The 24,810-nt window shown below is 76.1% G+C and carries 28 protein-coding genes; 14 read left to right on the forward strand and 14 right to left on the reverse strand.

Features of this window, described 5'->3' with window-relative positions:
• The first annotated feature begins 21 nt into the window (after window positions 1-21).
• The gene (locus ACHZ99_RS19800; protein WP_420305972.1) at window positions 22-474 is read left to right on the forward strand and encodes a winged helix-turn-helix transcriptional regulator; all 453 of its coding nucleotides are present in this window, start codon (window positions 22-24) and stop codon (window positions 472-474) included.
• 49 nt (window positions 475-523) lie between these two features.
• Here the strand turns inward: ACHZ99_RS19800 and ACHZ99_RS19805 are convergent, their stop codons facing one another.
• The 4 genes from ACHZ99_RS19805 to ACHZ99_RS19820 all read right to left on the reverse strand — a co-directional run bounded on the left by ACHZ99_RS19805 (window position 524) and on the right by ACHZ99_RS19820 (window position 3,885).
• Window positions 524-1,447, reverse strand: a complete 924-nt coding sequence (locus ACHZ99_RS19805) for a hypothetical protein (RefSeq protein WP_420305973.1) — start codon at window positions 1,445-1,447, stop codon at window positions 524-526.
• 116 nt (window positions 1,448-1,563) lie between these two features.
• Window positions 1,564-2,526, reverse strand: coding sequence for an electron transfer flavoprotein subunit alpha/FixB family protein (locus tag ACHZ99_RS19810; RefSeq protein WP_420305974.1), 963 nt, complete (start codon window positions 2,524-2,526; stop codon window positions 1,564-1,566).
• Window positions 2,527-2,587: 61 nt separating this feature from the next.
• Complete coding sequence (locus ACHZ99_RS19815) at window positions 2,588-3,373, reverse strand: electron transfer flavoprotein subunit beta/FixA family protein (RefSeq protein WP_420305975.1); 786 nt, start codon at window positions 3,371-3,373, stop codon at window positions 2,588-2,590.
• A gap of 137 nt (window positions 3,374-3,510) precedes the next feature.
• Window positions 3,511-3,885, reverse strand: coding sequence for a thioredoxin family protein (locus ACHZ99_RS19820; protein ID WP_420305976.1), 375 nt, complete (start codon window positions 3,883-3,885; stop codon window positions 3,511-3,513).
• A gap of 175 nt (window positions 3,886-4,060) precedes the next feature.
• Here ACHZ99_RS19820 and ACHZ99_RS19825 point away from each other — a divergent pair, with 175 nt between their 5' ends.
• Window positions 4,061-4,798, forward strand: coding sequence for a lysophospholipid acyltransferase family protein (locus ACHZ99_RS19825; protein ID WP_420305977.1), 738 nt, complete (start codon window positions 4,061-4,063; stop codon window positions 4,796-4,798).
• Window positions 4,799-4,891: 93 nt separating this feature from the next.
• On the opposite strand, the gene ACHZ99_RS19830 is transcribed toward ACHZ99_RS19825, so the two are convergent.
• The 5 genes from ACHZ99_RS19830 to ACHZ99_RS19850 form a co-directional block, all read right to left on the reverse strand.
• Window positions 4,892-5,560, reverse strand: coding sequence for a B3/4 domain-containing protein (locus ACHZ99_RS19830; protein WP_420305978.1), 669 nt, complete (start codon window positions 5,558-5,560; stop codon window positions 4,892-4,894).
• Between the two features lie 121 nt (window positions 5,561-5,681).
• Window positions 5,682-6,257: a transglutaminase-like domain-containing protein gene (locus ACHZ99_RS19835; protein ID WP_420305979.1), complete on the reverse strand. Its 576-nt coding sequence runs from the start codon at window positions 6,255-6,257 to the stop codon at window positions 5,682-5,684.
• Between the two features lie 28 nt (window positions 6,258-6,285).
• The gene (locus ACHZ99_RS19840) at window positions 6,286-7,365 is read right to left on the reverse strand and encodes a threonine aldolase family protein (protein WP_420305980.1); all 1,080 of its coding nucleotides are present in this window, start codon (window positions 7,363-7,365) and stop codon (window positions 6,286-6,288) included.
• Window positions 7,362-8,156, reverse strand: a complete 795-nt coding sequence (locus tag ACHZ99_RS19845) for an SDR family NAD(P)-dependent oxidoreductase (RefSeq protein WP_420306069.1) — start codon at window positions 8,154-8,156, stop codon at window positions 7,362-7,364. Before ACHZ99_RS19845 ends, ACHZ99_RS19840 begins: the two co-directional genes overlap by 4 nt.
• 41 nt (window positions 8,157-8,197) lie before the next feature.
• Window positions 8,198-9,607, reverse strand: a complete 1,410-nt coding sequence (locus ACHZ99_RS19850; protein ID WP_420305981.1) for a DUF6421 family protein — start codon at window positions 9,605-9,607, stop codon at window positions 8,198-8,200.
• Between the two features lie 334 nt (window positions 9,608-9,941).
• Here ACHZ99_RS19850 and ACHZ99_RS19855 point away from each other — a divergent pair, with 334 nt between their 5' ends.
• The 5 genes from ACHZ99_RS19855 to ACHZ99_RS19875 all read left to right on the forward strand — a co-directional run bounded on the left by ACHZ99_RS19855 (window position 9,942) and on the right by ACHZ99_RS19875 (window position 13,775).
• Entirely contained in the window at window positions 9,942-10,625 is a 684-nt protein-coding gene (locus ACHZ99_RS19855) for a glycerophosphodiester phosphodiesterase (RefSeq protein WP_420305982.1), read from the forward strand.
• A gap of 174 nt (window positions 10,626-10,799) precedes the next feature.
• A complete protein-coding gene (locus ACHZ99_RS19860) occupies window positions 10,800-11,375 on the forward strand; it encodes a DUF5134 domain-containing protein (protein ID WP_420305983.1) in 576 nt (191 codons plus the stop codon).
• A gap of 72 nt (window positions 11,376-11,447) precedes the next feature.
• The gene (locus ACHZ99_RS19865; RefSeq protein ID WP_420305984.1) at window positions 11,448-12,380 is read left to right on the forward strand and encodes a M56 family metallopeptidase; all 933 of its coding nucleotides are present in this window, start codon (window positions 11,448-11,450) and stop codon (window positions 12,378-12,380) included.
• 10 nt (window positions 12,381-12,390) lie between these two features.
• On the forward strand, window positions 12,391-13,080 hold the full coding sequence (locus ACHZ99_RS19870) for a phosphatase PAP2 family protein (protein WP_420305985.1): 690 nt from the start codon (window positions 12,391-12,393) through the stop codon (window positions 13,078-13,080).
• Window positions 13,077-13,775, forward strand: a complete 699-nt coding sequence (locus ACHZ99_RS19875) for an HAD family hydrolase (protein WP_420305986.1) — start codon at window positions 13,077-13,079, stop codon at window positions 13,773-13,775. The genes ACHZ99_RS19870 and ACHZ99_RS19875 overlap by 4 nt, the downstream gene beginning before the upstream one ends.
• Window positions 13,776-13,848: 73 nt before the next feature.
• Here ACHZ99_RS19875 and ACHZ99_RS19880 read toward each other — a convergent pair whose 3' ends face one another.
• Together ACHZ99_RS19880 and ACHZ99_RS19885 are read right to left on the reverse strand one after the other, a co-directional pair.
• Complete coding sequence (locus ACHZ99_RS19880) at window positions 13,849-14,622, reverse strand: nucleotidyltransferase domain-containing protein (RefSeq protein ID WP_420305987.1); 774 nt, start codon at window positions 14,620-14,622, stop codon at window positions 13,849-13,851.
• Window position 14,623: 1 nt separating this feature from the next.
• Window positions 14,624-15,112, reverse strand: coding sequence for a DUF402 domain-containing protein (locus ACHZ99_RS19885; RefSeq protein ID WP_420305988.1), 489 nt, complete (start codon window positions 15,110-15,112; stop codon window positions 14,624-14,626).
• Window positions 15,113-15,380: 268 nt separating this feature from the next.
• Here ACHZ99_RS19885 and ACHZ99_RS19890 point away from each other — a divergent pair, with 268 nt between their 5' ends.
• The 5 genes from ACHZ99_RS19890 (at window position 15,381) to ACHZ99_RS19910 (ending at window position 20,102) form a co-directional block, all read left to right on the forward strand.
• Window positions 15,381-16,022 carry a TetR/AcrR family transcriptional regulator gene (locus ACHZ99_RS19890; RefSeq protein ID WP_420305989.1) on the forward strand — a complete coding sequence of 214 codons (642 nt, stop codon included), beginning with the start codon at window positions 15,381-15,383 and terminating at the stop codon, window positions 16,020-16,022.
• 98 nt (window positions 16,023-16,120) lie between these two features.
• The gene (locus ACHZ99_RS19895; protein WP_420305990.1) at window positions 16,121-17,203 is read left to right on the forward strand and encodes a WD40/YVTN/BNR-like repeat-containing protein; all 1,083 of its coding nucleotides are present in this window, start codon (window positions 16,121-16,123) and stop codon (window positions 17,201-17,203) included.
• Between the two features lie 110 nt (window positions 17,204-17,313).
• Window positions 17,314-18,000, forward strand: coding sequence for a uracil-DNA glycosylase (locus tag ACHZ99_RS19900; RefSeq protein ID WP_420305991.1), 687 nt, complete (start codon window positions 17,314-17,316; stop codon window positions 17,998-18,000).
• Window positions 18,001-18,004: 4 nt separating this feature from the next.
• Window positions 18,005-18,997, forward strand: a complete 993-nt coding sequence (locus ACHZ99_RS19905; protein WP_420305992.1) for an N-acetylglucosamine kinase — start codon at window positions 18,005-18,007, stop codon at window positions 18,995-18,997.
• A 199-nt stretch (window positions 18,998-19,196) separates the two neighbouring features.
• A complete protein-coding gene (locus tag ACHZ99_RS19910) occupies window positions 19,197-20,102 on the forward strand; it encodes a hypothetical protein (protein WP_420305993.1) in 906 nt (301 codons plus the stop codon).
• 139 nt (window positions 20,103-20,241) lie between these two features.
• On the opposite strand, the gene ACHZ99_RS19915 is transcribed toward ACHZ99_RS19910, so the two are convergent.
• Complete coding sequence (locus ACHZ99_RS19915; RefSeq protein ID WP_420305994.1) at window positions 20,242-21,282, reverse strand: lactonase family protein; 1,041 nt, start codon at window positions 21,280-21,282, stop codon at window positions 20,242-20,244.
• A 143-nt stretch (window positions 21,283-21,425) separates the two neighbouring features.
• Here ACHZ99_RS19915 and ACHZ99_RS19920 point away from each other — a divergent pair, with 143 nt between their 5' ends.
• On the forward strand, window positions 21,426-22,112 hold the full coding sequence (locus ACHZ99_RS19920; RefSeq protein WP_420305995.1) for an HAD family hydrolase: 687 nt from the start codon (window positions 21,426-21,428) through the stop codon (window positions 22,110-22,112).
• Between the two features lie 31 nt (window positions 22,113-22,143).
• Here the strand turns inward: ACHZ99_RS19920 and ACHZ99_RS19925 are convergent, their stop codons facing one another.
• Window positions 22,144-22,566, reverse strand: coding sequence for a YjbQ family protein (locus ACHZ99_RS19925; protein WP_420305996.1), 423 nt, complete (start codon window positions 22,564-22,566; stop codon window positions 22,144-22,146).
• Between the two features lie 55 nt (window positions 22,567-22,621).
• On the opposite strand from ACHZ99_RS19925, the gene ACHZ99_RS19930 reads away from it, so the two are divergent.
• The gene (locus ACHZ99_RS19930; RefSeq protein WP_420305997.1) at window positions 22,622-23,767 is read left to right on the forward strand and encodes an NAD(P)-binding domain-containing protein; all 1,146 of its coding nucleotides are present in this window, start codon (window positions 22,622-22,624) and stop codon (window positions 23,765-23,767) included.
• Here ACHZ99_RS19930 and ACHZ99_RS19935 read toward each other — a convergent pair.
• Window positions 23,751-24,764: a LacI family DNA-binding transcriptional regulator gene (locus ACHZ99_RS19935; RefSeq protein ID WP_420306070.1), complete on the reverse strand. Its 1,014-nt coding sequence runs from the start codon at window positions 24,762-24,764 to the stop codon at window positions 23,751-23,753. The genes ACHZ99_RS19930 and ACHZ99_RS19935 overlap by 17 nt on opposite strands.
• Between the last annotated feature and the right edge of the window lie 46 nt (window positions 24,765-24,810).

Genomic DNA, 24,810 nt, shown 5'->3' on the forward strand with positions numbered 1-24,810 from the left:
CCATCACGAGAGAGGGACGCCATGGTGGCAAGGACGCGCTTCGACGACAGCGAATGCCCCGTCGCCCGGTCGGTCGACGCCATCGGCGACTGGTGGTCGCTGCTGATCGTGCGGGACGCCTTCGACGGCAGCCGGCGCTTCGGGGAGTTCCAGCGCAGCCTCGGGGTGGCGAAGAACATCCTCACCGCGCGCCTGCGCGCCCTCGTCGACGGCGGCGTCCTGGCGTCCGTCCCCGCCTCGGACGGCAGCGCCTACCGCGAGTACGTGCTGACGCCGAAGGGGGAGGCGCTCTTCCCCGTCATCGTGGCGCTGCGGCAGTGGGGCGAACAGAACTTCTTCGCCCCCGGCGAACCGCACTCGCAGCTCCTCGACCGGCAGGAGGGCCGCCCGCTGCGCGGGCTGGAGGTGCGGGCGGCGGACGGGCGGCGGCTGCGTCCCGGCGACACCGCCGTCCACAAGGTCCCGGCCGGGTGACCGGACCTCCGCACACCCGGGCCGGCGGCGCCCGCGGGCGCGCGGCGGCTCAGGACCAGGCGCCGGCGAGCCAGGCGGCCCACAGCGCGACGGGCGCGGCGAACGTCGCCAGCCGCAGCGCGCCGTCCGCCGCCGCGGCGGCGGCGCGGTGCGGGGGCCAGGGCAGGCCCCGTACGTCGGGATCCGTGTCCGGCAGCGGGCTCCCTGCCGCCGCCGCGGCCGCCGCCGCCAGCGCCGCGGCGGCGCGCCCGGCGGGCGACCCCGCGGCCGGCACCTCACCGGGGCGGCCCGCGCCGTCCGCCGGGTCCGGGGGCGCCTCGGCGCCCAGCTCCCCGGCCACATCGGCGAGCAACTGCCGCTGCCGGGCGCCGCGGTCACGTGCCGCGCGGCCCGGCGCGCCCACGCCCGGCGGCCGGGGGGCGCGGGCCCGCAGCACGAAGGCCGACCGCCCGTCGTGGACGACGTAGCGCGCCCCGCCGTCCTCCTCCGGCCCCGCGCCGACCGCCGCCAGCGCCGCCGGGTCCCGCTCCGCCGCGCGCAGCAGCTCCGCCGCCCCGCGCAGCGCGTCCGCCGCCTCCGCGCCGCCGAGGACCCGGCCGCCGCGGGCCGCGACCGTCGCACGCACCGCGGGACCGCCCGTTCCGTCCGTAGCGCCGGAGCCGCGCGGGCCCCCGGAACCCCCCGGCGCCACCAGCGCCACCGTGCCCGCCCCGGCGACGACCCACCCGCCGCCCCGGGGCCGCGCGCAGACCCGGCGCAGCCGGTACGCCGCGGCGCTCGCCGCCGCCACGAGCGCCGCCGCTGCGAGCAGCCACGGCACCGGCACGTCGGCGGTGACGCGCAGCAGCACCAGCAGGGCGTACGCCGCGGTGAACCGCGGCCAGGCGGACGGCGCGCCGCCGTACGGGGGGCTCCACTCCCGGGCGCCCCGGGGCAGCCAGGCGTACGGGCTCACGCGCGCGCTCCCGCTCATGTGCCGCATCCTCCCACGCGCTCGCGCGCCCCGGCCACGGCGCCCACGTGCACGCGCAAGGGCCCGCGGCGCCGCGAAGGCGGCACCGCGGGCCCGTCGCCGGCGGCGGGCGGCGCTCAGCCCTTGCGGGCCTTGACCTCCTCGGTCAGCTGCGGGACGACCGCGAAGAGGTCGCCGACGACGCCGTAGTCCACGAGGTCGAAGATCGGCGCCTCGTTGTCCTTGTTCACGGCGACGATCGTCTTGGACGTCTGCATCCCGGCGCGGTGCTGGATCGCGCCGGAGATGCCGGCGGCGATGTACAGCTGCGGGGAGACGGTCTTGCCGGTCTGGCCGACCTGGTGCGAGTGCGGGTACCAGCCCGCGTCCACCGCGGCCCGGGAAGCGCCGACGGCCGCGCCGAGGGAGTCGGCCAGCGCCTCGATGACGTGGAAGTTCTCGGCGCCGTTGACGCCGCGGCCGCCGGAGACGACGATCGCGGCCTCGGTCAGCTCGGGGCGGCCCGTCGACTCGCGCGGGGTCCGGCCCACGACCTTCGTCCCGGTCGCGGACTCGCCGAAGCCGACCGTCAGCTGCTCCACGGCGCTCTCGACCGGGGCGGTCTCCGGGGCGGCGGAGTTGGGCTTGACGGTGATGACCGGGGTGCCGCGCGAGACGCGCGAGCGGGTGGTGTACGCGGCGGCGAACACCGCCTGGGTGGTGACCGGCCCTTCGTCACCGGCCTCGACGTCCACGGCGTCGGTGATGATGCCGGAGCCGATCCGCAGCGCGAGGCGGGCGCCGATCTCCTTGCCCTCCACCGACGACGGCAGCAGCACGGCGGCCGGCTCCACGGCGTCGTACGCGGCCTTCAGCGCGTCGACCTTCGGGGCGACGAGGTAGTCGGCGAACTCGGCGGCGTCGGCGGTCAGCACGCGCGCCGCGCCGTACTCCGCGAGCACGGGCGCGGCGGTGTCGACGCCGGCGCCGAGGTGGACGGCGACCGGGTCGCCGAGCCGGCGGGCCAGGGTCAGCAGCTCCAGCGTCGGCTTGCGCACGGCGCCGTCGACGTGGTCGACGTAGACGAGGACTTCAGTCATGGTTCTCGTTCTCCTGCGGTACGAGGGCGGAAGGCGTAACGGCGAAAGGGGGCGCGGGGGCTCAGATGAACTTCTGGCCCGCGAGGAACTCGGCGAGCTGCTTGCCGCCCTCGCCCTCGTCCTTGACGATCGTGCCGGCGGTGCGCGGCGGGCGCTTCGCGGCGTCCTCGACCTTCGTCCAGGCGCCCGCCAGCCCGACCTCCTCGGCGTCGACGCCCAGGTCGTCCAGGTCCAGGGTCTCCACCGGCTTCTTCTTCGCCGCCATGATGCCCTTGAACGACGGGTAGCGGGCCTCGCCGGACTGGTCGGTCACGGAGACCACGGCCGGCAGCGCCGCCTCCAGCTGCTCGCTGGCGGCGTCGCCGTCGCGGCGGCCGGTGACCTTGCCGTCGGCCACGGCGACGGCGGAGAGCTGGGTCACCTGGGGCACGCCGAGCCGCTCGGCCAGGAGCGCCGGCAGCACGCCCATGGTGCCGTCGGTGGAGGCCATGCCGCAGACGACGAGGTCGTAGCCGACGTGCTCGACGGCCTTGGCCAGCACCAGCGAGGTGCCCATCACATCGGTGCCGTGCAGGTCGTCGTCCTCGACGTGCACGGCCTTGTCCGCGCCCATGGACAGGCCCTTGCGCAGCGCGTCGCGCGCGTCCTCGGGGCCGACGGTCAGCACCGTGATCTCCGCGTCGTCCGCCGCCTCGGAGATCTGCAGGGCCTGTTCGACCGCGTACTCGTCCAGCTCCGACAGCAGGCCGTCGACGGCCTCGCGGTCGGTGGTCAGGTCATCGGAGAAGTGCCGGTCGCCGGTGGCGTCGGGCACGTACTTCACACAGACAACGATCCTCAAGCTCACGCCGGCTCTCCTACCGCTTCGTATCGAGACACTGCCGTCCTGGCAGCATAGGCGCCATCCACGGCTGCCACCGGGCGGATCCGGTGGTCGTCCGCCAGTTTATTACTCGCCAGTACACCCGTGCGCGCACCCCTCGTTCAAGGCCGCTCGGCTGTGACATTTCCTACGGCGGCCCCGGCGTCCGGGGACACCGCCGCCCCCAGCGCCGCGATGACGTCCGCCTTGCGCGGCAGGCCCGTGGCGCGCCGCGCCACCCGGCCGTCCGCGTCCAGCACCAGCACGGTCGGCGTCCGCTCCACCGCCAGCCTGCGGACCAGGCCGAGGTGGCTCTCGGCGTCCACGTCCACGTACGTCACGCCCTCGACCATGCCCGCCACATCGGCGAGGATGCGCCGCGTGGCCGCGCAGGGACGGCAGAAGGCGCTGGAGAACTGCACGAGGGTGGCCCGCTCCCCCAGCCCCCGCGCGCCCAGCTCCGCCGCCGTCAGTCGCTCCGCCGTGCCGTACGCCATGCCCTCCAGCATGCAGCACCGCCGCGGCCGGGGTGACAAGATCCCGTCGTCCCGAAGGGGTGGGTCTGGCGCGGAACGCGCGCGTCGGGCACGATCGGGGAGTACGTACCTACGCACGCGTAACTTCCGCCGGGAGCCTCCTGACCCTCCGGGCCGGAGAAGGGATCGGCCCGGCATGGCAGACCTCGTCTACCCGCCCGTCGTCGGCCTGTGCCGAGCGGCCTTCAAGGCGATGGACCTGCGCATCGACCTGAAGGGCGAGGAGCACGTCCCGCGCCGCGGCGGCGCCGTCCTGGTGAGCAACCACGTCAGCTACCTGGACTTCGTCTTCTGCGGCTACGCGGCCCGGCCGGCGAAGCGGCTGGTGCGCTTCATGACCAAGGAGTCGGTCTTCCGGCACCGCGTCTCCGGGCCGCTGCTGCGCGCGATGAAGCACATCCCGGTCGACCGCGCGCAGGGCGCGCAGTCGTTCTCGCACGCGCTGCGGGCGCTGCGCTCGGGCGAGGTGGTCGGCGTCTTCCCGGAGGCGACGATCTCGCAGTCCTTCACGCTGAAGTCGTTCAAGTCGGGCGCCGCGCGGCTGGCGCAGCAGGCGGGGGTGCCGCTGCTGCCCATGGCGGTGTGGGGGACGCAGCGGATATGGACCAAGGGGCGCCCCCGCGACTTCGGGCGGAACCACCTGCCGGTCACGCTGCGCCTGGGACCGCCGGTGCCGACGGGGGACGGAGTGCCGGACGCGTCGGCCGAGGGCTCCCGGGAGGACGCGGAGAAGCTGACGGAGCGGCTGAAGGCCCGGGTTCAGGAGCTGCTGGAGACGGCGCAGCGCGCGTACCCGGACCGGCCGCGGGGACCGGAGGACGACTGGTGGCAGCCCGCGCACCTGGGCGGCAGCGCGCCGGCACCCGGCACCTGAGCCCCGCCCCTCACTCCCTGACCCTCACCCTCGACCTCGACCTTGAGTCGAGGGTCAGGGTGAGGCCGGACGTGCGGGAGCGGCGGCCGCCGCTCAGGCCGGGTCGCGGATCTCGACCGTCGCCCCGGGCGAGCTCTTCAGCAGCGCCTCGGCCAGCTCCTCCGCCGCCGCGGTCAGCTCCCCGTACGTCATGGGCTCCTGCCGCTCCAGCAGGAACAGCGCGTTCGCCGACTCCTCGGTGAGCCGGGTGCGTACGCCCTGGCGCCAGTTCCAGCGGCGGCAGGTGACGCCAATCTCGTCGGACCAGACGACCTCGCCGGGCTCGGGGTGCTCCTCGTCGAAGCGCTCCTCGCCGGTGGCGCGGACGAGCCGCATGTCGCCGGCGATGCGGTCGGTGTCCTCGCCGCCCACGGGGACGAGGTGGGCGACGCTGACGGCGTTGTAGATGTCGACCAGGCGGTTGATGCGCGGCAGGCCGGCGTCGCCGAGGGCGCGGCGGGCCAGCGCCTCCGCGGAGTTGCGGAACTTGGACGGCTTGGCGCCGAAGGCGGCGTACGCGGCCCGCCAGGCCCGCATGTGCGGGTCCTGCTGCGGCGGGGTGCCGTCGAGGCGCTCGGCGAGCCGGCGGGCGGCGTCGTCGAGGAGCGCGGCGCCGGCGGCATCGCTGGGGCCGCCGGCGAGGCCGCGGGCGACGACCTCGACGCGGGCGAAGCCGGGGGCGAGGGCGCGTACCTCGTCGGAGACGTGGGTGCGGAGGGTCATGCGGTCCTTCTGCGGGTCGGGGTCGGCTGCCGGGGCCTGCGCGGCGGTCCGGGCGGTTCGCCGGACGGCCGGCCGTCAGTGGCGCGGCCTACCCTGGGGCGGGTGTGCGAGGCCTCGGGGGTTACAGGGCGGTGGGGAGGATGCGGTCCAGATGGCGGCGGTCGGCCGCCGTGCGGAGGGCTTCGAGGGTAGCCGGGTGGGGCGCCGCGCGGACGAGCGGGTCGTCGTACTCGCCGGCGTCCGGATCCGGCGTGAAGGCCAGCCGCTCGCCGACCAGGCGGAACTGCGCGTCCACCCCCGGCTTGTTGCCGCGCGGGTCCTGGCGGACCCAGCCGCCTCCGGGCAGCCGCAGCGCGACCAGGCCGTGCAGCACGCCGAGGCGCTGGTAGCAGAAGCCGGCCGGGATGTCCTGGGCGCGCAGCAGGGCGACGAGGGCGTGGGCCTTGGCGTAGCAGATCCCGGTGCGGGCCTTGAGCACGTCCGAGGCACGGCAGGTGACGCGGAGGTCCCCGGCGTCGTTGGAGTGCGGGATCGTGTCGCGCACGAACTCGTAGGCGCCCTTCGCGTACGCCGCCGGCTCCTCCGCGACCTCCCGCAGCCGGTACGCGGTGTCGACCACGAGCGGGTGCCCGTGGTCGACGACCGCGTCGGCGGCGAGGTACGCGGACAGGTCGGGCCGCTCCTGCTGGAGTTCCATGCAGGGGAGCGTATAGGCATGCGGCGGGCTACGTCCTCCGCATTTCCTCCGCGACGGCGGCGACGAAGGTGTCGACGTCCTCCTCCGTGGTGTCGAAGGAGCACATCCAGCGCACCACCCCGTCCGCCTCGTCCCAGAAGTAGAAGCGGAACTCCTTCTGCAGCGCCAGGGACACGTCGTGCGGCAGCCGGGCGAAGACGCCGTTGGCCTGCACCGGGTGCAGCACGTCCACGCCGTCGACGCCGCGCACCCCGTCGGCGAGGCGGCGGGCCATCGCGTTGGCGTGCCGGGCGTTGCGGAGCCACAGGTCCTTGGCCAGGAGCGCCTCGAACTGGGCCGAGACGAAGCGCATCTTGGACGCCAGCTGCATCGACAGCTTGCGCAGGTGCTTCATCGCGCGCACGGCGTCCGGGTCGAGCACGACGACGGCCTCGCCGAGCAGCATGCCGTTCTTCGTACCGCCGAAGGACAGGATGTCGACCCCGGCGACGTTGGTGAAGGCGCGCATCGGCACGTCGAGGGAGGCCGCCGCGTTGGCTATCCGGGCCCCGTCGAGGTGGACCCGCATGCCGTGGCGGTGCGCGTGCGCGCAGATCGCGCGGATCTCGTCCGGGGTGTATACCGTGCCGTACTCGGTGGCCTGGGCGATCGAGACGACCTGCGGCATGGCGCGGTGCTCGTCGTCCCAGCCGCGGGCCTCGCGGTCGATCAGCTCGGGGGTGAGCTTGCCGTCCGGCGTCGGTACGGTCAGCAGCTTCAGCCCGCCGACGCGCTCCGGGGCGCCGCACTCGTCGACGTGGATGTGGGCGGTGTCCGCGCAGATCACCGCGCCCCAGCGGTCGGTGACGGCCTGGAGCGCGACGACGTTGGCCCCGGTGCCGTTGAAGACCGGGTAGACCTCGGCGTCCATGCCGAAGTGGCCGCGGAAGACGTGCTGGAGGTGGGCGGTGTAGTCGTCCTCGCCGTAGCTGACCTGGTGGCCGCCGTTGGCGAGGGCGAGGGCGGCGACGATCTCCGGGTGCGCGCCGGCGTAGTTGTCGCTGGCGAAGCCGCGTACCCCGGGATCGTGGCGGCGCTTGGCGTCCGTCCGGGGCGGGGGCGCCGTCACGGCCGTCGCTCCGGCTGGGCGGTGAGCCACAGGCGGGTTCCGTTCAGTTCCTCCGCGGGCCTGTCCCAGACGGCCGCGATGTCTCCGGCGAGGTCGTCGACGTCGGTGAAGCCGGCGAACCGCGCGTTCGGCTTGGCCTTCCGCATCTCCTCGTTCACCAGCGCCTTCACCACCAGGATGACGGCCGCGGCGGCGGGGACGTCCGGGTCCTCGGCCCGGCCGGCCTTGCGGAAGCCGTCGGCCATGGCCAGCGTCCACGCCTCCGCGCCGGCCTTGGCGGCGGCGTACGCGGCGTTGCCGGCGGTCGGCTGCCCGGCGCCGGCGGCGCTGACGAGGACGTAGCGGCCGCGGTCGCTGCGCCGCAGGGGCTCGTCGAAGGCGAGGGAGGTGTGCTGCACGGTGCGCAGGAGCAGGTCGTGCAGCACGGCCCAGTCGTCGAGGTCGGTGTCGGCGAAGGAGCGCGAGCCGCGCCAGCCGCCGACGAGGTGGACCAGGCCGTCGACGCGGCCGTGGTCCCTCTCGATGCGCTCGGCCCAGGCCCGCGCGGCGGCCGGGTCGAGCAGGTCGACGGTGTCGCCGGTGACGGTCGCGCCGCCGGCCGCGTCCCGCGCCGCACCCACGGCCCCGGCCAGCCGCTCGGCGTCCGCGTCGCAGCCGACGACGACGGCGCCGGCCGCGGCGAGCCGCCGCAGCGCGGCCCGGCCCGCCGGTCCCGCCGCTCCCGCGACGGCGACGACGGCTCCGTCCAGCGGGCCGCCGCCTCCGTTCCTGCCCTGTGCCCCGGGGCTCATGACGATCTCCTCCTCGGCTGCCCTGCCGGCGGCGGGGTCCGTCACGCGGCCTCCGCCCGCTCGGCGGTCCCGGCCGTGATGCCCCGCGTCGACTCGATCACCTTGCGCAGCTTCTTGGCAAGGGCCTCATAGAACATGCTGAGGGGAAACTCGTCGGGGAGCACGTCGTCCACGAGCTTGCGCGGCGGCTTGTCGAGGTCGAGGGCGTCGGGGCCCTTGGCCCAGGTGGAGCCGGGGTGCGGGGCGAGGTAGGCGGAGACCAGGTCGTACGCCTTGAACCAGTGCACCAGCTTCGGGCGGTCGATGCCCTCGCGGTACAGCGTCTCGATCTCGTTGCGCAGCCGGCCGGTGACCTCCCGGGCCCGGTCCCAGTCGACGGACAGCCGGTTGTCGGTCCAGCGCAGCGCGTCGTGCTTGTGCAGGTACGCGAAGAGGAGCTGGCCGCCGAGACCGTCGTAGTTGCGGTTGCGCTCGCCGGTGACGGGGAAGCGGAACAGCCGGTCCATCAGCACCGCGTACTGCACGTCGCGGCCCTGCGGGAAGCCGTCCGCGGCGAGCTTCCCGGCCTCGTGGAAGGCGGTGAGGTCGCAGCGCAGCTCCTCTATGCCGTACATCCAGAACGGCTGCCGCTGCTTGATCATGAACGGGTCGAACGGCAGGTCGCCGTGGCTGTGCGTGCGGTCGTGGACCATGTCCCAGAGCACGAAGGTCTCCTGGGCGCGCTCCTGGTCGGTGAGCAGCCCGAGGGCCTCCTCGGGCAGGTTGAGGCCGGTGGCCTCGATCGCCGCGCCGCTGACCCGGCGGAAGCGGGCCGCCTCGCGGTCGCAGAAGATGGCGCCCCAGGTGAAGCGGGGCGGGACCTCGCGCATGGCGATGGTCTCGGGGAAGAGCACGGCGGAGTTCGTGTCGTACCCGGCGGTGAAGTCCTCGAAGGTGATGCCGAGGAACATGGGGTTGTCGTAGCGGGTGCGCTCCAGCTCGGCGAGCCAGCCGGGCCAGACGACGCGGATGACGACGGCCTCGACGTTGCGGTCCGGGTTGCCGTTCTGGGTGTACATGGGGAAGACGACGAGGTGCTGGAGGCCGTCGGCGCGGTGGTCGGCGGGGCGGAAGGCGAGCACCGAGTCCAGGAAGTCGGGCACGCCGAAGCCGCCGGCGGCCCACTTGCGCAGGTCGGCGACGACCGCGTCGTGGTAGGCGGCGTCGTGCGGCAGCAGCGGGGACAGCTCCCGGACCGCGGCGGCGACCCGCTCGACGGCGTCCTCGGCGGCCTCGCGCGCGGGGGCGCCCTCCGCCTCGAAGTCGACGGAACCGTCCTTGGCCTGCCAGGGGCGGATCTCTTCGACGGCTGTCTTCAGCCGCGCCCAGGCCGGGTGCTCGACTACGCGCGGGGCGTCCGCGGCGGACAGAACGTCACCTTCCGCGGTCGCGGAAGCAAGAATTTCCGTCATGGACCACTCCTACGTTAAGAACTTCCTGTCACTCCACCGTATCGCTGTAGGACGATCTCCCTCAAGCGGGCCCCCGGGAAACCTTGCGTAGACCACGGACCGAGAACGTAAATCTTTCGGCGAACAGAGGTTTACCTCCTGGCCCTTCCCGTTTTCGCGGATGTACGGGGGTGAACGCAGCCGCGCGGAAGGACCCGCCCACCTCCGGGTGACCCCGCGCGCGGCGGTGCCGCGACCCGCCGTCAGGACGCCGCACGACCGGTGTCGATCTCCCCGAATTGGCCTAGGCTTTGCGCCAGTCTGTGACGGACCGCCGACGGAGGGCGAGAGCGCAGTGTCATTTCTGACCATCGGGCACCGGGGGCTGATGGGCGTCGAGCCGGAGAACACCCTCCGCTCCTTCGTCCGCGCGGACCGCGAGGGCATGGACGCCATCGAGCTGGACCTGCACCTGAGCAAGGACGGCCACCTGGTCGTCATGCACGACCCCGACGTGGACCGCACGACGGACGGCCAGGGCGCGGTCGCCGACTTCACGCTCGCCGAGCTGCGCGAGCTGGACGCCGGCGGGGGCGAGCGGGTGCCGACCTTCGACGAGGTCGCCGAGGCGGTGAAGGGCCGGCTGCAGATCGAGATCAAGGACGTCGCCGCGGCCCGGGCCCTCGCCGACGCCATGACCGCGCACGACCTCGCCGGCCGCGTCGAGGTGCTGTCGTTCCACGACGAGGCGCTGGCGGAGATGCGGGGGCTGCTGCCCGACGTGCCGCGGGTGCTGGTCGCCAGCCACTACGGGCTCGGGGTGGTCGAACGCGCCGAGCAGGTCGGCGCCGGGATGCTGTCGCTGAACATCCGGCGGCTGACGCTGGAGCTGGCCGACCTCGCGCACGCGGCGGGGCTGAAGGTCATCGCCTGGACCGTGAACACCCCCGAGGAGCTGAAGCTCGCCCGCGGCCTGGGGCTCCAGGGCGTCGTGACCGACTTCCCCGGGATGAAGCACGCGGTGCGCTTCACCGCCTGAGCCGCCGCCGCGCGCTCCCCTGCGCCCGCCCCTTGCGCCCGTGCGCTCGGGTACGGGCGTACGGGCGCGGGCAGCCTCCGCCGGACAGCGCCCTGCGCTCCCCGGGCCGGCGCCGGCCGGTCCCCGCTCCCGTGCCGCGGGGCCGACGCCGTCGTCGTCCGAGGGGGCCCGCGGATGCACGGACCGCCGCTCACCAGCCTGCTGCTGGCCGCGCTGTGCGCGGGCGTCGGCGGGCTCTGCCTGCTGAGGATGCGGGCCGTCGCCGCCGGGGAGCGGCGCGGCGCCGCCGAGGACGCGCTGATGGGCCTGGGGATGGCGGCGATGGCGCTGCCCGCGGCCGGGCTGCCGGAGGCGTGGACCGCGGGGGCGTTCGCGGCGGTGTTCGGCGCCGCGTTCGTACGGGCCCTGCTGCCGTCGCGCGCCGCCGGGCACCACCGCTACCACCCGCACCACCTGCACCACGCGGTCGGCGCGCTGGCGATGGTGTACATGGCGGTGGCCATGGGGACCGCGGACCACGGGGGCCACGGCGGCCACGGGGCGGCCGGCGGGCTGCCGCTGGTGACCGGGGCGCTGCTGGCGTACTACCTGCTGTACGTGCTGCACGGCGGGCTGCGGCCGCACGCGGCGGGGGCCGGGGCGCCGGCGGGCGGCGGCCGGACGGGCGGCTGGACGGCGTCGCCGGAGCTGGCCGGCGCCTGCCGGGTCTGCCTGGGGACCGCCATGGCCGCGATGCTGCTCGCCCTCTGACTCCCCGGTGTCGTCCGTCACTTCACGGGCGCAGCCGTACCGGCCGGCGCCCCCGCTCCGTACGCTGATCACATGGTGATCCCGCTCACGCTGCTGGCCTTCGCCGCCCTGACCGCCGCGGTCGCGCCCCGGCTGCTGACCCGCGCGGCGTGGGCGGACCGCGAGCCGGTGGTCGCGCTGTGGGTGTGGCAGTGCGTCGTCGCCGCCGTGCTGCTGTGCTGCGGGCTCGCCATGTCCCTGAGCGCCGCCGTGGCCTGGGCGCAGGTGCACAGCGGGGTCTTCGCCCCGGCGCCGGCCGCGGTGCGGGACGCGTACGGCGGCACCACCGGCGCCCCGTGGGCCGCGGCGCTCGCCGTGGCGCTGGCGGCGGGCGGGCTGTGGACGGCCGTGATGTTCGTCCGCGAGGTCCGCACCGCCCGCGCGCAGCGCCGCCGGCGCCGCGAGGAGCTGCGCCGCCGCGCCCCGCTGCTGCCCGGCGAGGACGTCGGCGCCGAGCGGCTGGTGGTGCTGGAGGGCGAGCGGCCGGACGCCTGGTGGCTGCCCGGCGGGCAGGCCCAGCTCGTCATCACCACGGCCGCGCTGCGCCGGCTGAAACGGCGCCAGCTCGACGCGGTGCTCGCGCACGAGCGGGGGCACAGCCGGGCCCGCCACCACTGGCTCCAGCACTGCGCGGGCGCGCTCGCGGGGGTGCCGCGCATGCCGGTCTTCCGGGCGTTCCGCGACGAGGTGCACCGGCTGTGCGAGCTGGCCGCCGACGACGTCGCCTCGCGCCGCTTCGGCCGGATGACGTTCGCCACCGCCCTGGTCGAACTCAACGAGGAGCGCGGCGTGTTCGGATCCGGCCACGGCCACCACGCCCACCTCCCGCAGCGCGTGGACCGGCTGCTGGCGGCGGCCCCGCGGTTCACCCCGGCCCGCCGGCTGCGGCTGACCGTCGCGGCGTTGCTGGCGCCCGCGGTGCCGCTGCTCGTCGCCTTCGGCCCCGGACTCAGCGCGCTCGCGTAGGGTCGGCCGGGTGACCGCCGCAGCGCCGCGCCGCCCCTCTCCCGCCCTGCGCACCACCGCCGCCGCCCTGACGCTCGCGAGCGCCCTGCTGACCGCGCTGGTGGCCGCGACCTGGCGGCCGCTGACCGACCTGGACGGGCGGATCGCCCGGCGGCTGCACTCGGCCGCCGTCTCCGAGCCCGGCTGGACCCGGGCCAACCGGGTGCTCACCGACTGGGTGTGGGACACGGTGACGATGCGGCTGCTGATGGTCGCCGTGATCCTCTGGCTCCTCCGGCGCGGCGCGCGGCGGCTGGCGCTCTGGCTGGCCGGTGCGGTGGCGGTGGGCTGGGTGGTGCAGGCCGGGATGAAGGCGGCGGTCGGCCGCGACCGGCCGCACTGGCGCGACCCGGTGGACTCCGCCTCGCACGCCGCGTTCCCCTCCGGACACGCGATGACGGTCGCGCTGGCCTGCGGGCTGCTGCTGTGGGTGCTGAGCCGCGCGGCCGGCGTGCCCGCGCGGCTGCGGCGGGCCGCGTGGACGGCCGCGGCGGTGTCGGTCGCCGGCGTCTGCTTCACCCGGGTGTGGCTCGGGGTGCACTGGATGAGCGACGTCGTGGGCGGCACGCTCATGGGCGGCGCGGTCGCCGCGCTCGCGGCGGCGGCGTACACCGCGCTGGAACGCTCCCCGCGCGCCGAGCCGGCGGAGGCACGCGGATGAGCTCCGAGGCGGTGCTCTTCGACTTCTCCGGGACCCTGTTCCGGATCGAGCCGGCGGAGCGCTGGCTGCGCGCCGCGCTCGACGCCGCGGGCGTGGCCGCCGACGCCGCCGAGTGCGCGCGCCACGCCGCCGCGCTGGAGCGCGCGGGGGCGCTGCCGGGCGGCTCGTTCCCCGAGCGCGTGCCGGAGCCGCTGGCGGCGGTGTGGCGGACCCGCGACCGGAGCGCGGAGCGGCACCGCGCCGCGTACACGGCGCTGGCCCGGCAGGTCCCGCTGCCGTGGCCCGACGAGGTCTACGACGCGCTGTACGAGCGGCACATGGCGCCCCCGGCGTGGCAGCCGTACCCCGACGCGCGGGACGTCCTCGCCGGGCTGCGGGAGCGCGGCGTGGCCGTGGGGGTCGTCAGCAACATCGGCTGGGACCTGCGCCCGGTGTTCCGGGCGCACGGCCTCGACGGGTACGTGGACGCGTACACGCTGTCGTACGAGCACGGGGTGCAGAAACCGGACGCGCGGCTGTTCCGGACCGCGTGCGCGACGCTGGGGCGCGCGCCGCGGGACGTGCTGATGGTCGGCGACGACCGGCGCGCCGACGGCGGCGCCGCGGCGCTCGGGTGCGGCTACTTCCCGGTGGACCACCTGCCGGCCGGCGAGCGGCCGGACGGGCTGCGGCCGGTGCTGGGGCTCGTCGGCTGACGGGCCGGACCCGCCCCGGCCCGGCGGCACGGGACGACGGACTCCGCAACCGGTCCGTGTCGAACGGCCCGCGTCAAGCGGCCGGTCCGGCCTCGGCGAGCGTGACGGGGATGCGCGCGCGGACGTACGCCCGCGCCAGCGCGGCCCGGCGCAGCCGCCAGTGCGGCGCGGTCCGGGCGGGGTGCTCGGCGTAGCGCCGGTCGCGGATGTCGGCGACGAGGCGGGCGGGGGCACCGCTCGCGGCGAGCACGTCGAGGGCCTCGCCCTTGGTGATCAGCCGGCCCTCGCGCAGGGTGACGCCGGCCCGGGCGACGGTGAGGGTGCCGAGGTCGACCCAGATGTCGCGCAGCCACAGCCGGCGCTTGGCCGTCGCGCGCAGCCAGAACTCCCCGAGGTCCCGGCGGATGTACGCGGTCAGCTCCTCGTCCGGCAGCGGCGGCAGCAGCCCGCCGGGCCCGGGGCCGTGCAGCACCAGCGCGCCGGTGTGCAGCTCCCGGCGGGTGACCGGGCTGACGGGGCGGCGGTACAGCTCGGCGTGGGCCCAGGTGACGTGGTCCAGGCCGGGTTCGGCGAGGCGGTCGGCGGCCATGTACGAGCAGTGCAGCCCGGCGGCCAGCGGCACCTCGCGGTGCAGCTTCGTGTGCAGGGCGTGCAGCCGCCGGCGGGCGGCGGGGTCGGCGCCGGGGTCCTCGCGGACGACGGCGATGAGGTCGAGGTCGCTGCGGTACGGGCGGTAGTCGCCGAGGGCGAGGGAGCCGTGCGCCCACAGCGCCGTCAGCGGCACGGCGTCGTGCAGGGCGGCACGGAAGCGGTCGAGCAGCGGGCGGGCGGCGTCGCTTCCGGCCACGTCAGGCGGCCAGCAGCGCGCCGAGCCCGGTGCGGGCGAGCGTCTCCAGCTCGTCGAGCGCGGCGCGGGCGCGGGCGGCGGTTTCGGGGTCCCGCTCGGGCAGGCCGCTGGCGAGGAACTCGTCCTCGTCGAGCCGGAGGAGGGTCTGCCGGTCGCCGGAGAGCCAGAGGTCGAGGTCGAGATCGTGGACGGTGACGCGGTCGGGGTCGACGCGGGCGGGGCGGGCCACGTCGCAGTACCAGCCCTTGAGGCGGCCGTCGCCGGCGTGGATCTCCTTCACCGAGAACCACCGGTCGCGCCAGAAGTGCTCCGTCCACACGTCGCCCCGCTCGAAGCGCACATACCCCGCGTCGCGCTCCGGCGGGCCCGCCCAGGGGGCGCGTACGACGGCGTGGTTGCCGTCGTCACGAAGGGCCACCGCCGGGTAGCTCAGACCCGGGCGCTGCTGCTTGACCAGCGTGACCTCGACCTCGCTGCCCGGTGTCAGCATGCCCCGTCTCCCCTGCGCGATCCCCCTCGGCACGGCAATTGGTGAGGCCCCGCGACGGGGGAGCGCGGGGCCTCATATCGTCGAACGGCCGACGTGGGCCCCGGGTTCCCCGGGCCGGGAAGATTTTCCGCGCAGAGGCATGGTGGGCTCAGGCGATCCCCCGCATCGCCCGAGCCCACCGCTCCCCCGGCACCCGGGGTGCTGACCCCGGGGCCGGAAGCCTCACTGAGTATACTGGCTCGCAGCCAGTGAAGGCAGGAGTTACAGGATGTCCCCCCGCAGGCCCGCAGTCAATGAAGAACTCCGACGCCGTTCCCGGGAGCGTCTGCTGCAAGCCACGGTGGAGCTGGTCGACGAACGGGGCTTCGAGGGCACGACCTTGGGAGACATCGCCGAACGCGCCGGCTCCGCGCGCGGTCTCGTCTCGTACTACTTCCCCGGAAAACGCCAGCTCGTGCAGTCCGCCGTGCACCGGCTGATGCATCTTACGCTCGGCGCGGCCCTGGAGCGGGCCCCGCGGACGGAGGACGGGCAGGAGCGGATGGCCCGCGCCATCGACGCGGTCCTCGGCCTGTCGCAGGACCACCCTGTGCTCATGCGGCACCATATGGCCGGAATTCTGCAGGCGGACGGGTTCATCCAGTGCGCGGAGCAGCAGCAGCTCGCGCACCTGCTGCACGACACCGTGGCGCGCTGGGGCTCGCCCGACCCGGACACGGAGTACCCGATGCTGCGCGCGCAGCTCATGGGGGCGGTCTTCGCGCTGCTGCTCCCGGGCGTGCCGATGCCGCTCGACCGGCTGCGCGGCGAGCTGTTCCGGCGCTACGGCCTGGACTGGCACCTCGGCGTCCCGCCGAAGGGCGTGCTGCCCTCCGACGGGACGCCCGTGCGGGCCGCCCACCGGCGGTAGCGCGACGGCCCGCGTTCCGCGCGTCCGGTGGGCGGTGTCAGTGGCCGGGTGCAGACTGGCCGGTACTCGACGACGAGGTCGCACGGAGGTGGATCCCGATGCAGGACGTACTGCTGGCGGTCGGCACGCGTAAGGGGCTGTTCCTGGGGCGGCGCCGGGGCGGCACCTGGGAGCTGGCCGGGCCGCACTTCAAGGCCCAGGCCGTCTACTCGGTCGGGATCGACACGCGGGGCCCGGCGCCGCGGGTGCTCGCCGGCGGCGACAGCGCGCACTGGGGCCCGTCCGTCTTCCACTCCGACGACCTGGGCGCCACCTGGGAGGAGCCCCGGCGGCAGCCGGTGACGTACCCGAAGGACACCGGGACCTCGCTGGAGCGGGTGTGGCAGCTCCAGCCCGCCGGGGCCGAGGCCCCCGGCGTGGTGTACGCGGGCACCGAGCCCGGCGGCCTGTTCCGCTCCGCCGACGGCGGCGAGACGTACGAGCTGGTGCGGGCGCTGTGGGACCACCCGACGCGGGAGAAGTGGGAGCCGGGCGGCGGCGGGCTCGCGGTGCACACCGTGGTCACCGATCCGCGGGACGCCGGTTCCGTGACGGTCGCGGTCTCCGCCGGCGGCGTCTACCGCACCGGGGACGGCGGCGCCAGCTGGGCCCCGTCGAACACCGGGGTGCAGGTGGTCTTCCAGCCCGAGAGGTTCCCGGAGTTCGGCCAGTGCGTGCACAAGGTCGCCCGCGACGCGGCCGACCCCGACCGGCTCTACCTGCAGAACCACTGGGGCGTGTACCGCAGCGACGACTCCGGGGCCACCTGGACCGACATCGGCGCGGGCCTGCCCTCGGACTTCGGCTTCGCCGTCGCCGCGCACCCCTCGCGCGGCGGCACCGCGTACGTCTTCCCCATCACCGCCGACGCCGACCGGGTGCCCGCGGAGAACCGCTGCCGGGTCTACCGCACGTCGGACGCGGGCGTGACGTGGGAGCCGCTGTCGGCGGGGCTGCCGGAGGACGACCACTACGGCACGGTGCTGCGGGACGCGCTGTGGACCGACGACGCGGACCCGGCGGGGGTGTATTTCGGCAACCGCAACGGGGAGGTCTTCGCCAGCGCCGACGAGGGGGAGAGCTGGACGCAGCTCGCGGCGCACCTGCCGGACGTGCTGTGCGTACGGGCCGCGGCGGTCTGAGGCCCGTACGGCGGTCCGCCCCCCCGGCCCGCCCGGGACCGGCGGCCGCGGCGGGCCGGGTGTCCGAAGCGTGGCGGTGGGGGTCCGCGGAGCCAGTAGAGTGACCGGCCATGGCTGGACGTCCTCTCCACGACATCGTCGAAGCCGGCTGGGCCAAGGCCCTGGAGCCGGTCGCCCAACAGATCGCCGCCATGGGCGACTTCCTGCGCTCGGAGATCGCGGCGGGGCGGACATACCTGCCCGCGGGACCGAACGTGCTACGGGCCTTCCAGCAACCCTTCGACGACGTGCGGGTGCTCGTCGTCGGCCAGGACCCCTACCCCACCCCGGGCCACGCCGTGGGCCTCAGCTTCTCCGTCGCCCCCGACGTGCGCCCGCTGCCCGGCAGCCTGGAGAACATCTTCCGCGAGCTGCACCACGACCTCGGCCACGCCCGCCCCGCCAACGGCGACCTCACCCCCTGGACCGGGCAGGGCGTGCTGCTGCTCAACAGGGCGCTCACCACCGCGCCGAGGCGCCCCGCCGCGCACCGCGGCAAGGGCTGGGAGGAGGTCACCGAGCAGGCCATCCGGGCGCTCGCCGCGCGCGGCCGGCCGCTGGTGGCGGTCCTGTGGGGCCGCGACGCGCGCAATCTGCGCCCCATGCTCAGCGACTACCCCGCCATCGAGTCCTCCCACCCCTCCCCCATGTCCGCCGACCGCGGCTTCTTCGGCTCCCGCCCCTTCAGCCGGGCCAACGAGCTGCTGCAGAAGCAGGGCGCGGAGCCGGTGGACTGGACGCTGCCGACGAACGGATAGCCGCATGACCAGCGACACGGCCCGATGGGTGCTCGGCATCGACTCCGGCGGCTCGGGGCTGCGCATCGCCGCGGCTGCCGTCCCGCCGGCCGGCGGCGACCCGGCCGGGGACGAGGCCGCCGTCGCGACCGCACCGCCCGTCGGCACCGGCGACGACGGGCTCGACGCCGACGACCTCCTCGGCAAGGTGCTGCCCGCCGCGCGGACGCTCCTGCGCGACGCCGGCGCCGAGTCCTTCGACGCCGTCTGCGTCGGCGCCGCCGGGATGGCCTCGCTCGGCGACGGGCTGCGCGCCAGCCTGCCCCGCGCGCTGCCGGACGCCCTCGGCGTACGCCGCCTGGCGCTCGCCGCCGACGGTGTCACCGCGTACGCCGGGGCGGTCGGCCAGCACCCCGGCGCCGTCGTCGCCGCCGGCACCGGCATGATCGCCGTCGGCACCGCGCTCGACGCGGCGGGCTGGCGGCGCGCCGACGGCTGGGGGCACCTGCTCGGCGACTGCGGCGGCGGCGCGTGGATCGGGCGGGCGGGGCTGGAGGCGGCGATGCGGGCGCACGACGGCCGCCGCGGCGGCTCCGCGGCGCTGCTGGCCCGGATGGAGGCGGTGTTCGGCACCGGTGCGGAGATGCCGGGGCTGCTGTACCCGCGGCCGGACCGGCCGGCGGTGCTGGCGTCGTTCGCCCCCGAGGTCGCCCGCTGCGCCCCGCACGACCCGGTGTCGGCGGCGATCCTCGCCGAGGCGGGCGGGCACATCGCCGCCGCGGCCGTCGCGGTCTGCCCGGCCGACCCGGGCAGCACGGTCGCGCTCACCGGCGGGCTCTTCGGCATCGGCGAGCCGCTGCTGGCGCCGCTGCGCGCGGAGCTGGCGGAGCGCCTGCCGCGTACCCGGGTGGCGGTAGCGACGGCGTCGCCGCTGGCCGGGGCGGTGCGGATCGCCGCCGCGCTGGCGGCGGAGGAGCTGCTGCTGCCGGTGGAGCGGGGCATGCTCGACGTCTGGTAGCCCGGAGCGGGGGCAGGCGGCAGGCGCCGGTACGGGCCGCGGCCCGCACGGGTGCGGCTACCGTGCGTATCGGCAGCGGGACGGTTCGCAGGGGCGCGGTCACCCCCTGTCCGTCCGCGTGCTCCGGTGGTCACGCCGGCGGGCGAATGCCCACCCCGGGCATGTGTCGGGCCGCGGCGACGCGTTAACATGCGGCGCCATGAGCTCTGCCGATGGACACGCAGCCGGTCTGCCCGTACGTATGCCCCGCCGTCAGCCGGGGCGGCACCGCAAGCCGGAGCGGCCGAGCGCGCCCGAGGGCGCGCCGGCGCTGGTCCTGGCCGTGCCGGGGGCGCCCGAGGCGTCGGTCCGGGGCATGGCCGAGGAGGTGCTGAGCATCGCCCGCTCCGACCTGCCGGGGCTCGACGGCCGGGTCGCCTACGTCGAGGGCGGGAGCGAGGAGTTCCCGCCGCTGTCGGCGGTGCTGGCGCAGGCCGCGCAGCAGCGCGCCGCGCTCGCCGAGGCCGGGACGCTGCAGGTGGCGGAGGACGTGCCGGTGGCCGTCGTGGTGCCGCTGCTCGCGGGCCCCGACCCCGTGCTGCTGGACCGGGTCCGCGACACGATCACGACGTGCGGGGCGGCGGTCGAGCTCACCGACGTCCTCGGGCCGCACCCGCTGCTCGCCGAGGCGCTGCACGTGCGGCTCTCGGAGGCGGGGCTGGCCCGGGCGGACCGGGCGCGGCTGTTCACCGTCGCGACGGCGGCGGACGGGATCATCCTCGGCGCGGTGGGCGGCGAGGAGGCCGTGCAGGCGGCGGGGGTGACGGGCATGCTGCTCTCGGCGCGGCTGGCGGTGCCGGTGATGGCGGCGCCGCTGGACCGGCCGGGCGCGGTCGCCGAGGTCGCGGAGTCGCTGCGGGCCGCGGGCTCGGCGCGGCTCGCGCTCGCGCCGTACGCGCTGGGGCCGGAGCTGCCGGCGGAGACGCTGGCCACCGCGGCGCGGGAGGCGGAGTGCGAGGCGGCGGAGCCGCTCGGGCCGTACCCGTCGGTGGGGCAGCTGGCGCTGACGCAGTACACGACGACGCTGGGCATCGCGCCGCAGCCCGCCGGGGCGCCGGTGCGCTGACGCGGACGTGCGGGCGGGGCCGCGGCCCCGCGCGGGACCCTCGGGAGCCGCCGGCGCGCGCGCCGGCGGCTCTGCCGTGTGACGCCCGCAGCTGCGCGGTGTGGCGCCCGCGGCCGCGGGCGCCCGGCGGAGGCGCGGCTCAGGCGAACACCACGCAGGACGCCCCCGGCACGGCGGTCGAGCCGGTGCGGCGCGGGGTGCCGCTCTCCGCGTCGATCTCGAACCAGGTGACGTCCCCGGAGCGTTCGTTGGCGGCGTAGAGGTGCCGGCCGGCCGGGTCGAGCGCGATGTCCCGCGGCCAGGTGCCGCCGGAGGGGACGTGGGAGACGAGTTCGCGGACGCCGCCGTCCCCGTCGAGCGCGTGGGTGGCGACCACGTCGGGGCCGCGGACCGCGGTCCAGCAGAAGCGACCGTCCGGGGAGACCGCGATGCCGGAGGCGTACGGGGTCTCGTCCGGCTCGGCGGTCAGCAGCGGGGCCTCGGCGAGCGGTTCGAGGGTGCCGGCGGCGGCGTCCCAGGAGCAGACGGTGAGGACGGGCTCCAGCTCGCAGGCGACGTAGACGCGGTGGCCGTCGGGGTGGAAGGCCAGGTGGCGCGGGCCGGTGCCGGGGCGCAGCCGGACCTCGTGGTTGAGCCGCAGGGCGCCGCGGTCGGTGTCGAGGGCGCAGACGAGCACGGAGTCGGTGCCGAGGTCGACGCCGAGGATCCAGCGGCCGCCGGGGTCGGGCACGACCTGGTGGGCGTGCGGGCCCTCCTGGCGCTCGGCGACCGGGCCGCCGCCCTCGTGCTGGAGCAGGGCGGCGGGGCCGGCGAGGGTGCCGTCACGGTTGACGGGCACGGTGCTGAAGCTGCCGGAGGCGTAGTTGGCGGTGATGACGTGGCCGCCGGCGAGCGCGAGGTGGGTGGGGTGGTCGCCGCTGACCGGCACGGGGGCGCCGGCGGGCTCGGGCTTGTCGTCGACGAGCCGGAACGCGGCGACCTGGCCGCCCTCGGTCTCGCTGACGGCGTAGAGCAGGTCGCCGCCGTCGGCGACGGCGAGGAACGACGGGTCGGGGACGGCGTCGGTCGAGTGCCGCGGGATCAGGGCGCCCGTGCCCGGTTCGACATCGGCGACGGTGATCCCGGCGCCGCCGCCGCTGGAGAACGAGCCGACGCAGGCCCGAGTAACCGATTCACCCATGCGCTTTCCCCTTCCAGCAGGTCCGGAGCCGGTCCGGGCGACCCTACCGGACGATCTCCCGCCCGTCCGGCCGTCTCCGGTACGGCTCCGGCGAGAGCGCCCCGCACCGCTCGCGGCGTACCGGCCTTGGCATGCTTGCCGGTATGAGTTCCCCCGGTCCCGCCGCCGTCGTCTTCGACCTCGACGGCACCCTCGTCGACAGCGAACCGAACTACTACGAGGCCGGGCGCCGTGTCCTGGAGCGGCACGGCGTCGGTGATTTCACCTGGAAGGACCACAGCGAGTTCCTGGGTGTGGGCACCCGGGAGACGCTCCGCACGCTGCGCGCGCGGTACGGGCTGGCGGCGCCGGTGGAGGAGTTGCTGGCGGAGAAGAACGCGGAGTACGTGCGGCTGGCGCGGGCGTCGACGGAGCCGTTTCCGCAGATGCGGAAGTTCGCCGGGATGCTGCACGAGGCCGGGTGCCCGACGGCCGTCGCGTCCGGCTCCTCGCGCGCCGCCATCGAGGCGGTGCTGCCGGCGGCGGGGCTGGACGGGCTGTTCGGCGTGCTGGTCTCGGCGGAGGAGGTCGCCCGGGGCAAGCCGGAGCCGGACGTGTTCCTGGAGGCGGCCCGGCGGCTGGGCGTGCGGCCGGCGGACTGCGTGGTGGTGGAGGACGCGCCGCCGGGGTGGGAGGCGGCGCGCCGGGCGGGGATGCGGTGCGTGGCGGTGCCGTATCTGCCGGAGCAGGCGGACGAGGCGGTCGCGGCGGGGGCGGGGCTGGTGTTCCGGGGCGGGCAGCGGGAGTTCTCGGCGGAGCGGGCGTTCGCGTGGGTGACGGCCGGGGGGTGAGGTCCCCGAGCGGAGCCGGACGGCCCGTCCCTCAGCCGAGGAACGACAGCCGCACGCTGCGGTGCGGGTTGTCGCGGTTGGTGTCGACCAGCACCACCGACTGCCAGGTGCCCAGCTCCAGCCGGCCGCCGAGCACCGGCAGCGTGGCGTGCGGCGGCACCAGCGCCGGCAGCACGTGGTCGCGCCCGTGCCCGGGGCTGCCGTGCCGGTGGTTCCAGCGGTCGTCGGCGGGCAGCAGGTCGTGCAGCGCGGCGAGGAGGTCGTCGTCGCTGCCCGCGCCCGTCTCGATGACGGCGACGCCGGCGGTGGCGTGCGGTACGAACACGTTGAGCAGCCCGTCGCGGCCGTCGGCGGCTTCGCGCAGGAACGCGTCGCAGTCGGCGGTGAGGTCGTGCACCGTCTCTCCGGCGCCGGTGGTGATCCGCAGCGAATGCGTGGTGAAGATGTCGGTCATGGGGCCAGCATCGCGCACGGGGAAGATCCGCGCCGCGACGGGCGTTGGGGCACACATGAGCGGCATCGCGAGGACCCGGGTGGTGGTGGTCGGCTCCGGCCAGGCGGGGCTGTCGGCGGCGTACTTCCTGCGCCGCGCCGGCCTGGACTTCGTCGTCCTGGACCACTCCCCCGGCCCGGGCGGCGCGTGGCAGTTCCGCTGGCCCACGCTGACGTACGGCAGGGCCCACCGGGTGCACGACCTGCCGGGCATGCCGCTGGCCGCCGCGGCGGCGGACGGCGACCGGCCGGCCGCGGAGGTCGTCGCGGAGTACTTCGCCGCGTACGAGCGCGCCTTCGAGCTTCCGGTGCGGCGGCCGGTGAACGTGGCCGAGGTCCGCGAGGGCGAGGGGCCGGAGGCGGGGCGGCTGCTGGTCGTCACCGACGCGGGCACCTGGTCGGCGCGGGCGCTGGTCAACGCCACCGGCACCTGGGACCGGCCGTTCTGGCCGCGCTACCCGGGCCAGGAGACGTTCCGCGGCCGCCAGCTGCACACCGCGCAGTACCGCGGCCCGGACGAGTTCGCCGGGCAGCGGGTGGTGGTCGTCGGCGGCGGCGCCTCCGGCACCCAGCACCTGCTGGAGCTGGCGGGCACGGCGGCGGAGACCGTCTGGGTGACGCGCCGTCCGCCGGTGTGGCGGGAGGGGCCGTTCGACGAGGACTGGGGCCGTGCCGTGGTGGCCAGGGTCGAGGAGCGGGTACGGGCCGGGCTGCCGCCGTCGAGCGTGGTCGGCGAGACGGGGCTGCCGTTGACGGACGAGATGCGCGCGGCGCGGGACGCGGGCGTGCTGGCGCGGCGGCCGATGTTCGAGCGGATCATGCCGGAGGGCGTGGCCTGGGCGGACGGGACGGTCTTCCGGGCGGACGCGATCCTGTGGGCGACGGGCTTCCGCGCCGCCGTCGACCACCTGGCGCCGCTGAAGCTGCGCGAGCCGGGCGGCGGCATCCGGATGGACGGCACCCGCGCGGCCCGCGACCCGCGGATCCACCTCGTCGGCTACGGCCCGTCGGCGAGCACCATCGGCGCCAACCGGGCCGGCCGCGCGGCGGTCCGGGAGCTGACCCGGCTGCTCGCCGACGCCCCGGACCCCGCGCCCGCGGACGCCGGGGGCACCGGCCCCGGCGGCGCCGCCGGGCGCGCGGCCCTCAGCGCTGCCGGCTGAGGCTGGAGCTGCGTACGACCAGCTCCGGCTGGAGCACGATCCGCTGGTGCTCGTGCCGCTCCACGCCCTCCCCCGTCTCCTCGATCAGCAGCTCCGCCGCCTCCCGGCCCATCCGGCGCGCCGGCTGCCGCACCGACGTCAGCGGCACCGCCGCCGCGGCGGCGAACTCGATGTCGTCGTAGCCGACGAGCGCCATGTCGTCCGGGACCGGCACCCCCGCCGCGAAGAGCGTCTGGAGCACGCCCAGCGCCAGCAGGTCGTTGGCGCAGAACACCGCCGACGGGCGGGGCGACATGCCCAGCAGCCGGGCCCCGGCGTCGCGCCCGGCGGCGACGTCCATCTGCCCGGTCTCGACGTGCACCAGGGCCTCGGGCCCGAGGCCCTCCTCGGCGAGGGCGGCCAGCGCGCCGGTGTGCCGGTCCTGGCACTGCGGGAGCTGCATGGGGCCGCTGACGTAGGCCAGGCAGCGGTGGCCGGCGCCGATCAGGTGGCGGGCGGCGAGGGCGCCGCCCTGGATGTCGTCCAGGGAGACCGAGCAGGCGTCGGCGCTGGCGACGGTGCGGTCCACGAAGACGTACGGGATGCCGTGCCGGCCGAAGGACGTAAGGGTCCGCCCGCTGGTGTCGGCGGGGGTGACGAGGACGCCGCGCACCCGCTGCTCCGCGAAGAGGCCGAGGTACTCGGCCTCTTCGGCGGGGCTCTGGGCGCTGTTGCAGAGCATCACGCCGAGTCCCGCGTCCCGCGCGGCGCGCTCGGCGCCGGTGGCGACGTCCACGAAGAACGGGTTCGTCATGTCCAGCACGAGCAGCGCGATGATGCGGCTGCGGCCGGCGCGCAGTTGCCGCGCCGACTCGCTGCGTACGTAGCCGAGGCGGTCGATCGCCGCCTGCACCCGCTCGCGGGTGGCGGCGGCCACGCTGTCGGGCCGGTTGATGACGTTCGACACGGTGCCGACGGAGACGCCCGCGTGCCGAGCGACGTCCTTGATGCCCACCATGCGCCCCACGCGCGTTCCCCTTCAGCCGTCCAGCCGGTCGTACGCG

Origin of the sequence: Streptomyces sp. MAR4 CNX-425, from assembly GCF_048656465.1 — a bacterium.
GTDB lineage: Bacteria > Actinomycetota > Actinomycetes > Streptomycetales > Streptomycetaceae > Streptomyces.

Coding starts and splice junctions, on each gene's coding strand:
- ACHZ99_RS19865 (WP_420305984.1), top strand. CDS start 11,448: ATGGTGATCCCGCTCACGCTGCTGGCCTTCGCCGCCCTGACCGCCGCG.
- ACHZ99_RS19830 (WP_420305978.1), bottom strand. CDS start 5,560: ATGACCCTCCGCACCCACGTCTCCGACGAGGTACGCGCCCTCGCCCCC.
- ACHZ99_RS19860 (WP_420305983.1), top strand. CDS start 10,800: ATGCACGGACCGCCGCTCACCAGCCTGCTGCTGGCCGCGCTGTGCGCG.
- ACHZ99_RS19835 (WP_420305979.1), bottom strand. CDS start 6,257: ATGGAACTCCAGCAGGAGCGGCCCGACCTGTCCGCGTACCTCGCCGCC.
- ACHZ99_RS19875 (WP_420305986.1), top strand. CDS start 13,077: ATGAGCTCCGAGGCGGTGCTCTTCGACTTCTCCGGGACCCTGTTCCGG.
- ACHZ99_RS19900 (WP_420305991.1), top strand. CDS start 17,314: ATGGCTGGACGTCCTCTCCACGACATCGTCGAAGCCGGCTGGGCCAAG.
- ACHZ99_RS19935 (WP_420306070.1), bottom strand. CDS start 24,764: ATGGTGGGCATCAAGGACGTCGCTCGGCACGCGGGCGTCTCCGTCGGC.
- ACHZ99_RS19885 (WP_420305988.1), bottom strand. CDS start 15,112: ATGCTGACACCGGGCAGCGAGGTCGAGGTCACGCTGGTCAAGCAGCAG.
- ACHZ99_RS19890 (WP_420305989.1), top strand. CDS start 15,381: ATGTCCCCCCGCAGGCCCGCAGTCAATGAAGAACTCCGACGCCGTTCC.
- ACHZ99_RS19910 (WP_420305993.1), top strand. CDS start 19,197: ATGAGCTCTGCCGATGGACACGCAGCCGGTCTGCCCGTACGTATGCCC.
- ACHZ99_RS19805 (WP_420305973.1), bottom strand. CDS start 1,447: ATGAGCGGGAGCGCGCGCGTGAGCCCGTACGCCTGGCTGCCCCGGGGC.
- ACHZ99_RS19820 (WP_420305976.1), bottom strand. CDS start 3,885: ATGGCGTACGGCACGGCGGAGCGACTGACGGCGGCGGAGCTGGGCGCG.
- ACHZ99_RS19825 (WP_420305977.1), top strand. CDS start 4,061: ATGGCAGACCTCGTCTACCCGCCCGTCGTCGGCCTGTGCCGAGCGGCC.
- ACHZ99_RS19850 (WP_420305981.1), bottom strand. CDS start 9,607: ATGACGGAAATTCTTGCTTCCGCGACCGCGGAAGGTGACGTTCTGTCC.
- ACHZ99_RS19810 (WP_420305974.1), bottom strand. CDS start 2,526: ATGACTGAAGTCCTCGTCTACGTCGACCACGTCGACGGCGCCGTGCGC.
- ACHZ99_RS19905 (WP_420305992.1), top strand. CDS start 18,005: ATGACCAGCGACACGGCCCGATGGGTGCTCGGCATCGACTCCGGCGGC.
- ACHZ99_RS19800 (WP_420305972.1), top strand. CDS start 22: ATGGTGGCAAGGACGCGCTTCGACGACAGCGAATGCCCCGTCGCCCGG.
- ACHZ99_RS19845 (WP_420306069.1), bottom strand. CDS start 8,156: ATGAGCCCCGGGGCACAGGGCAGGAACGGAGGCGGCGGCCCGCTGGAC.
- ACHZ99_RS19925 (WP_420305996.1), bottom strand. CDS start 22,566: ATGACCGACATCTTCACCACGCATTCGCTGCGGATCACCACCGGCGCC.
- ACHZ99_RS19895 (WP_420305990.1), top strand. CDS start 16,121: ATGCAGGACGTACTGCTGGCGGTCGGCACGCGTAAGGGGCTGTTCCTG.
- ACHZ99_RS19915 (WP_420305994.1), bottom strand. CDS start 21,282: ATGGGTGAATCGGTTACTCGGGCCTGCGTCGGCTCGTTCTCCAGCGGC.
- ACHZ99_RS19930 (WP_420305997.1), top strand. CDS start 22,622: ATGAGCGGCATCGCGAGGACCCGGGTGGTGGTGGTCGGCTCCGGCCAG.
- ACHZ99_RS19920 (WP_420305995.1), top strand. CDS start 21,426: ATGAGTTCCCCCGGTCCCGCCGCCGTCGTCTTCGACCTCGACGGCACC.